The sequence below is a fragment of the Kordiimonas lipolytica genome (assembly GCF_001550065.1).
The window spans coordinates 1-5,632 of the sequence record NZ_LRUB01000010.1; the positions used below are offsets into that span (position 1 = coordinate 1).

Below are 5,632 nucleotides of genomic sequence, written 5' to 3' on the forward strand. Positions count from 1 at the left end.
AAAAGCAGCGGTGTTATGTGTCAAGCGCGGCTGCATAGTGATCCCTCATTTTTGCGTTTGCGCGAATGAGGATTTTTCTAGTGACTGCAATGAGAGCGACTTTACCGGGCTTCCCGTTTTCCCTGAGGCGTTGATAGAAAGCTTTCATTTCCGGATCGAAGCGAATGGCGGGGAGTGTCGCCACATATAAAGCATCGCGCACATGTTTCCGTCCTCCTGTAATTGTCCGCCTGCCGCGCATTAGACCACTATCCCGGTTGATTGGGGCTAGACCAACGAGCTTGGCGATTTGTCCTTTGTCGAGATGACCCAGTTCCGGCAGGCCTGCCAGCAGGAAGCAGGCGGTCCGCAATCCAATGCCCTTTATTGAAGTCAACACTTTGGCCCTGGCCTTGAGTGCTGCATCCTGTTCCAGGCATTCCTCCATCGCTTCCACAACGGCTTGACGCTGTTCCAGCAGGAAATTCAGAGCCTCTTCGATCCAGTCTCTTGCCTTGTTCAGCAGCTTTTCCCGGCGGTTCTTTTCCTGGACAATCATGTGGGACAGCTGTTTGTATCGGACTACGAGGTCTGAGAGTTCCTGCTGCTGTTCAGAAGGTTGTTCAAGAAGGCGTGTTTCCATGCGCCTGCCATAGTCGGCTAGCACAAAGGCATCCACCTTGTCGGTTTTGGCCAATTGCCCACTGGCCCGGGCAAACTGACGGATATATCGGGCATTAACTTTGGCAACCGGCAACCCGGCTGCAAGCAAGGCATCTGTGACCATGCGTTCATAGCCACCTGTAGGCTCCAGGATCAGCCGTTCAATGTCTTCCCTGTCAGCAACCCACGAAAGGAATTTGGCAATGCCGGATGTATTATTGGTAAATGTGTCTGCTTCGCCTTCTGGCAGCAGGCAAACGTCAAAGGATGATTTTGATATGTCGATCCCAATGGATCGCGTGGTATAAGTCATTGGCTTTGTCTTTCTTATACACGAGCGTAAAAGCTCACTCAGCGGTTCGACGAAGCCTCTGTGGTGCGGAAGGGTTATGCTTTTTTACGACCGTAAAAGGTCTTGCCCCGAGTGGGCTCAACCACATTCCGCACCTTGAACAGGGGGTGGCCACCCCCTGTTCAAAATCAAAGAGGCACGAAGATCATAACAAATCTTCGTGCCTCTCAATGTATAAGCCCCGGCCAACCAGCCAGGGGCTTCCCGCTCCCAAGAGTTACATAAGCTTTATTCCGCAGCCTGCATCAGGCCTTCAGGGTGATGAAATTGCTTCATGATCTTGTCCCGCTTCGCAGGATGGATATAGGCTTTTGTCATGTCATAGCCATGCTGTTCGGCCACGCGCTTGTCCATAATAGTGAACCAGATGGGCGGGTTCCAGGCGGCCATGAACATGGTGAAATAGCCTGCCGGCAGCTGCGGTGCGGTATCAAAATGCCTCAGGCACTGGTACGGGCGCTCCGCATGCGCATGGTGGTCTGAATGCCGCTGCAGGTGATACAGCATCACGTTCGACACGATATGATTGGCGTTCCAGCTGTGATGTGGTTGAACGCGCTCGTATTTTCCGTCGTCGCGCTTGGGGCGCATCAATCCGTAATGCTCAATATAGTTGGCGGATGACAGCATCAGGTTCGACAGAAGTGCACCGATGAGCAGGTACGGCAGCACAACCCAGCCAAGCCACAGAACAAACGCCGCATACATGCCGATGGTGATCAGCGTGTTCAAAAACACTTCGTTTTCAAGGCGGAAAGCAGACTTGCCCTTGCGGCCAAGACGCGTTTTCTCGATGTTCCAGGCGCGCTTGAAGCCGCCAGGAAGTTCATGCAAAACAAAGGCATAGAAGCTTTCGCCCATCATGGCGGTGGCGCTGTCCTCAGGGGTGGCAACCTGCACATGGTGGCCCAGGTTATGCTCGATCCGGAAGTGTCCCATGCCGCAAAGGCACAGAAGGAAACGCGCCACATTGATGGAGGTTTTATCCCGCCGATGGCCCACTTCATGGGCGGTGTTCAGGGCGCCCGCGCCCATCAGCCCGTTGGCGATGGTGACAGCGATATAGGCGGTGATGGTGAGATCCATGTTGGCCACATACCAGGCGCCGACAACCCACACCAGATAGGCGGCCGGGAGGGCGGCGAAGGCCGACCAGCGATAAAACGGGTCATCGCGCAGGCGCGGGATGGCCTCCCGCGGTGGGTTGGATGTGTCTTCCCCGAACGCGATTTCAATAATCGGAATAAGGACATAGAAGAAAACAGGCGACAGCCACAGCACCGCTTCATGGCCCGATTTGGCATAAAGATACCAACTGATAAGCGGTATGGCGGTCAAAAGCACCGGCAGCGGCCACAGATATCTTTTGGTGTCGCGCCACTCGGCGGCGGCAGTTTCAGCAGTCATGGATTTCCCTCCTCGCATCACAATTTGGCCGACTCTCTCATTTATTGATAATATTGTCAATAGTGGCGGTGCGGTTAGCAAAAAGGGCACAAAAGGGGCACACTCATAGGGCCCATTTGGGTACGGTTTTCTGCGGTTCCGGCGTGGGCACACCGGAAGTGCCCTGTGCCCACACGTCCTGCAGGTGTGCCCTTTTTCCCAAGGCCCGCTATTGCCGCTTGATCCAGCCCCCGCCCGCCGGGTAGAAAAGGGAAGGGGTTAAAAGGGCCATGTATGAGTGACCGACAGAAAGATACGCAGAAACGCACCCGGCTGAACCCGGAAGAGCGACGCCGCCAGCTTCTGGACGCGGCGGTGGAGCTGTTTGCCGAACGCGGCATCGGCGAAGCCAAGCACGCGGACATTGCCAAGCGCACGGGTGTTTCGGTTGCCACCACCTTTGTTTATTTCCCGACGCGCGAGGCGCTGATTGACGCGGTGCTGGATGACGTGGCGGAGAAAAACCTGGCGATTTTTGCGGAGGTGGACCCCACAGGGCTTTCGACCGCCGAACTGCTGACCGCGCTGGCGGAGCATGCCACCAGCCGCCTGGATGATGAGCGCGCCTTTGCCCAGGTCTGGCTGAACTGGTCCACCAACTTCGCGCCGCACATCCGCGAAAAATTCCTGGAATGCCAGAATATCGTGCTCGATAACCTCACTGCGATCCTGGATGCCGCCACACCGGGCCGCCAGAAGGGCCGCGGCGCGCGGGACGACGCGCGCATATTGCTGGCCGCAAGCCAGATGCTGACCGTGATGAAGCTGGACGGCATTTCAAAAGAACGCCGCGACCGCTTTACCGAACACACCATCGACGTGGTGCTGGCCTACACGGGCGAGAAATAGGGGGCTACAAGGACGGTTTGCCCGATTTAATCTTTTTGATTTCTTCAACAATATACTGGGCAATTGCGGATGCGGCATCTGAGTATCTTTTCGTCATGCGTGCTGATAAATCGTCCCAAGTCCCTGTGGGATAGAAGAATGTCTGGATTTCTGACAAGATATCTTCCGGTGCCGAGTGCATTGCGTCCAGCCAGTGGTTAAAGGTGTTCGCGGCATTCTTCAAGTCAATGTCGCCCGAAAAATCGCGAGTGATGTCCTTTGCTTCTTCAAGTAAGCCCACTAGGCCCGCGAATTTGCTGTTTTGAGTGGCTTCAAATTGCGTAATCCACTCTTTTTCGTAAGCTTCTTTTGTTAGCAGGAGGGTGTTTCTGTTGACGAGGTATCGGTCCACACCTGTTTCGTCTTCAATAATGTATCCCAACGCTTCCCATATTCGAAGTCCATCTGAGCGTGCACCGCGTTTAACGAGATAATCATAGTTCATGTCGGCTACTGTCGAAGAAAACTCACCGATTGAGCCGCGATATCTTTGGGGCAAGAGATAGACAAATCCAGCACTGCCTATAGCGAGAAATACCCAGAAAAGGGCATTGGCGTCTCTAAGAATGCACCAAACACCAGCCCCCAGCCATGTGATGAGAAGCAGCAGGCAGCCCGGCCCGGAAAGCTCTAGCGACGGCGCATATAGCTTGTATTGGTTCAGCAGAACCTTGCGAAGTTTGGGGTGACAGCGATGAGGCAGGTCTGAAAACTTTGTTTGCGGCGTAACCTTTATGGTTGGTGCCAACTCTTTGAGAATGCGGCGAACTATGTAGAACGCCATCTGTCCGGCGCATTTGGAGTGATAGGCGGTACTTTTCCCAACCTCTTTTCTCAGCGTGGTGTAGATGTCGCCAACCGTGTGCCATTGCGCAGTGTCAGCGTCTGCAAATGTTGTCTGAAAAGAGGCTTCTATTTTTTCGATCAATTCAACGTCATCGCCATCCCCGGCCAAATTCAGGGAAGAGGGATGTGTGTCACGAACAAATTGAAGGCGTGGTGTCATTGCGACACGTTAGCAATTTGCGGGCACTGCACAACATTTTTGTTTGTCTTACAAGGATGAGAAGTAGGGCAAATCCTCCGTCATGCTGAACTTGTTTGGCGTGCCGCCAGCTTCGCAAACAGCATCCACACAATGCTTGGCGCAGCTACGCTTAGGAAAGGCTTGTGCAATGGACCCTGAACCAAGTTCAGGGTGACGGACTATACATAGTGCGCGCCTTTTCTGGGGCTCCGCCGGGCACAGGAAATGGGATTATTTTGACACTGCCTGAACTCAGTCTACAATGGGCAGGCTAAATTGAGCTTGTCTCGGCGCACGCTTCGCAGTATCCGTGCGGTCTTCTTAATGCGATTAGCTGGCAGTTTTGCGGCTAAACCCCGTTTCCGAAAGTATACAATGACAGAATTTGATGGTGTCGTTCCGGCGCTCGGCCAAGCGTTAACAAAACGCGGCTATACTTCTCTCACACCCGTGCAGAAAGAAATGCTGGCCCCGGGCCTTGTTGGCGCTGACGCTCTCGTTTCTGCACAAACGGGGTCTGGCAAAACAGTTGCTTTCGGCCTTGCCCTTGCGCCCGATATTCTTGAGGGGGCTGAAAAGCTCACCCAGGCACACGCGCCACTGGCGCTCGTGATCGCGCCCACGCGTGAGCTTGCCCTTCAAGTGAAGCGCGAGCTTGAATGGCTCTATGAACTGGCTGGGGCAACCATTGCCACCTGTGTTGGCGGGATGGATATGCGCACGGAGCGCCGCAGTCTGGACCGGGGCGCGCACATTGTGGTTGGCACACCCGGCCGGTTGCGCGACCATATTGAACGGGGCTCGCTTGATATGACAGCGCTGCGTGCTGTTGTTCTTGATGAAGCTGACGAAATGCTTGATCTCGGTTTTCGGGATGATCTGGAATATATGCTGGATACAGCGCCGGATCACCGCCGGACGCTTTTGTTCTCTGCGACCGTGCCGAAATCGATTATGGGGCTTGCCAAACGCTATCAGCGCGATGCCATCCGCATTGAAACCAAAAGCGATACGAAGCAGCACCAGGACATCGAATATCGCGCCCTGATGCTGGCACCCAATGACAAAGAAAACGGCATCATCAATGTGATCCGTTATTTCGAAGCGCCGAACACCATCATCTTTTGCAGCACGCGTGCTGAAGTGAACCATATGACGAGCCGCCTCAATAACCGTGGCTTTTCGGTTGTGGCCTTGTCGGGTGAACTGAGTCAGAACGAACGCAGCCACGCCCTGCAGGCGATGCGGGATGGGCGCGCGCGCGTCTGTGTTGCCAC

General features: G+C 54.5%; 5 protein-coding genes. 2 read left to right on the forward strand and 3 right to left on the reverse strand.

The genetic code is table 11. The annotated features are described in order from the left end of the window. Positions 1 to 13: 13 nt before the first annotated feature. Together KORM41_RS04565 and KORM41_RS04570 are read right to left on the reverse strand one after the other, a co-directional pair. Positions 14 to 955 carry an IS110 family RNA-guided transposase gene (locus KORM41_RS04565; RefSeq protein ID WP_082719706.1) on the reverse strand — a complete coding sequence of 314 codons (942 nt, stop codon included), beginning with the start codon at positions 953 to 955 and terminating at the stop codon, positions 14 to 16. A 267-nt stretch (positions 956 to 1,222) separates the two neighbouring features. Further along, a complete protein-coding gene (locus KORM41_RS04570; RefSeq protein WP_068145228.1) occupies positions 1,223 to 2,401 on the reverse strand; it encodes an alkane 1-monooxygenase in 1,179 nt (392 codons plus the stop codon). 273 nt (positions 2,402 to 2,674) lie between these two features. On the opposite strand from KORM41_RS04570, the gene KORM41_RS04575 reads away from it, so the two are divergent. Next, entirely contained in the window at positions 2,675 to 3,289 is a 615-nt protein-coding gene (locus KORM41_RS04575; protein ID WP_068145231.1) for a TetR/AcrR family transcriptional regulator, read from the forward strand. 4 nt (positions 3,290 to 3,293) lie between these two features. Here the strand turns inward: KORM41_RS04575 and KORM41_RS04580 are convergent, their stop codons facing one another. After that, positions 3,294 to 4,334 carry a hypothetical protein gene (locus KORM41_RS04580; protein ID WP_156431898.1) on the reverse strand — a complete coding sequence of 347 codons (1,041 nt, stop codon included), beginning with the start codon at positions 4,332 to 4,334 and terminating at the stop codon, positions 3,294 to 3,296. A 396-nt stretch (positions 4,335 to 4,730) separates the two neighbouring features. On the opposite strand from KORM41_RS04580, the gene KORM41_RS04585 reads away from it, so the two are divergent. Next, the coding region (locus tag KORM41_RS04585; protein ID WP_156431899.1) for a DEAD/DEAH box helicase at positions 4,731 to 5,632 on the forward strand (902 nt) is incomplete at its 3' end.

Bases quoted from the DNA above. Each gene is read 5' to 3' on its own strand.
- KORM41_RS04565 (WP_082719706.1), bottom strand. From the start codon at position 955: ATGACTTATACCACGCGATCCATTGGGATCGACATATCAAAATCATCC.
- KORM41_RS04570 (WP_068145228.1), bottom strand. From the start codon at position 2,401: ATGACTGCTGAAACTGCCGCCGCCGAGTGGCGCGACACCAAAAGATAT.
- KORM41_RS04575 (WP_068145231.1), top strand. From the start codon at position 2,675: ATGAGTGACCGACAGAAAGATACGCAGAAACGCACCCGGCTGAACCCG.
- KORM41_RS04580 (WP_156431898.1), bottom strand. From the start codon at position 4,334: ATGACACCACGCCTTCAATTTGTTCGTGACACACATCCCTCTTCCCTG.